Origin of the sequence: Mycobacterium sp., from assembly GCF_025933915.1 — a bacterium.
In the GTDB taxonomy this organism is placed as follows: Bacteria; Actinomycetota; Actinomycetes; order Mycobacteriales; family Mycobacteriaceae; genus Mycobacterium.
In genome coordinates this window covers 1-2,260 of record NZ_JAICZA010000305.1, presented here as the reverse complement: position 1 = coordinate 2,260, position 2,260 = coordinate 1, and the positions used below count along the sequence as shown (strand labels likewise).

Sequence of the window (2,260 nt, the reverse complement as noted above, 5' to 3'; positions counted from 1 at the left end):
GTGGTGGTGCTCGACGCTCTGCCGTTGACGGTCAACGGCAAGCTCGACACCCGCGCCCTGCCGGCACCGGAATACCAGGATGTCGACCGGTACCGGGCACCGGCGAGCGCCCTGGAGGAGACCCTGGCGGGTATCTACGCCCGGGTGCTCGGTGTCGACCGGGTCGGCGCCGACGACTCCTTCTTCCACCTCGGCGGCGACTCGCTGTCCGCGATGCGGCTGATCACCGCCATCAACGCCGACCTGGACGCCGGGCTGACGGTCCGATCCGTGTTCGAGGCGCCCACCGTCGCCCAGCTGGCGCCCCGGGTCGAGGCCGATGCCGGCCGTGCCGGACGGTTGGTGGCCGGCGCGCGGCCCGTGCCGGTGCCGTTGTCGTTCGCGCAATCCCGCCTGTGGTTCATCGACCAATTGCAGGGCCCGTCACCGGTGTACAACATGGCGGTCGCCCTGCGGCTGCGCGGGCGCCTGGATACCGACGCGATGGGCTCCGCCCTGGGCGACGTGGTGGCCCGCCACGAAAGCCTGCGGACGCTTTTCCTCGCGCCCGAGGGTGCGCCCCAGCAGGTGGTGGTGCCGGCCGAGCGGGCCGACGTCAACTGGCAGATAGTCGACGCGACCCGGTGGCCGGCGTCCTGGTTGGCGGAGGCCACCCAGGAGGCGGCGGGCTACACCTTCGACCTGGCCACCGAAATACCCTTGCGGGCATGGCTTTTCCGCACCGACGAAGACGAGCACGTGTTGGTGGCGGTGCTCCATCATATCGCCGCGGATGGTTGGTCGCTGACTCCGCTGGTGCGCGATCTGGGGGTGGCCTACGCCAGCCGCTGTTCCGGGCAGGCCCCGGATTGGTCGCCGCTGCCGGTGCAGTACATCGATTACACGCTGTGGCAACGCGCCCAATTCGGTGACCTCGAGGATCCGGACAGCCCGATCGCGGCGCAACTGGACTATTGGGAGCGGGCGCTGGCCGGACTGCCGGAACGCGTTGAGCTGCCCACGGATCGGCCATACCCGTTGGTGGCCGATTATCGCGGGTCCAGTGTGGACGTGCGGTGGCCGGCCGCGCTGCAGCAACGGGTCGCCCAGCTGGCGCGGGCCCACAACGCAACGAGTTTCATGGTCGTCCAGGCGGCGCTGGCGGTGCTGTTATCCACCTTGAGCGCGAGTCCCGATGTGGCCGTGGGGTTCCCGATCGCGGGCCGGCGCGACCCGGCGCTGGACGAGGTGGTCGGGTTTTTCGTCAACACCCTCGTGTTACGGGTCGACCTGAGCGGCGACCCCAGCATCGCCGAGCTGGTGGACCGGGTACGTCAGCGCAGCCTGGCGGCCTACGAACACCAAGACGTTCCCTTCGAGGTGCTGGTGGAACGGCTCAACCCCACCCGCAGCATGGCCCATCACCCGCTGGTCCAGGTCATGCTGGCCTGGCAGAACAACGATCCCGTCGACATCAGCCTCGGCGACGTCCAGGTGACGCCGCAGCCGCTGGAAGCCCGCGTCGCCCGCATGGATCTAGTCTGGTCGCTGGCCGAACACTGGAACACCGACGGCGAGCCCGCCGGCATTTGCGGAACGGTGGAGTTCCGCACCGACGTCTTCGACGCGGCCGGCATCGAGACGCTCGTCACGCGGTTGCAACAGGTGTTGGCCGCCATGACCGCCGACCCCGCGCGACCGATTTCCGCGATCGACGTCCTCGACCAGTCGGAGCACGCCCGACTGGACGCGATCGGCAATCGCGCCGTGTTGGACCAGCCGGCCACCGGACGGGCGTCGATTCCGGCGTTGTTCGCCGCGCAGGTGGCCCGGGTGCCCGAGGCGGTCGCGATCACCCGCGGCGAGCAGTCGTGGACCTACCGCGAACTGGACGAATCCACGAATCGGTTGGCGCACTTGCTGGTTGGACGCGGCGCGGGACCGGGCCGTCGGGTGGGGGTGGTGATCCCACGGTCGGCCGAGGCGATCGTGGCGATCCTGGCGGTCCTCAAGACCGGGGCGGCGTATGTGCCGATCGACCCGGCACTACCGGCCGCCCGCATCGACTTCATGCTGACCGATGCCGCCCCGATCGCGACGATCAGCACCGCCGCACTCCGGCCCCGCCTGAACAATCCCGATCGCATCGTCGACATCGACGGCGCGGCCCTGCACACCCAGCCCGCCACCGGGTTGCCGCACCCGGCGCCCGGCGACATCGCCTACATCATTTACACCTCGGGAACCACCGGCGTTCCCAAGGGAGTGGCGGTCACCCACC

The 2,260-nt window shown here is 69.8% G+C and carries 1 protein-coding gene; it reads left to right on the top strand.

Annotated elements, in window-relative coordinates; genetic code table 11:
- A partial coding sequence (locus tag Q0W90_RS24335) for a condensation domain-containing protein (RefSeq protein WP_297777220.1) occupies window positions 1-2,260 on the top strand: 2,260 nt, incomplete at both ends.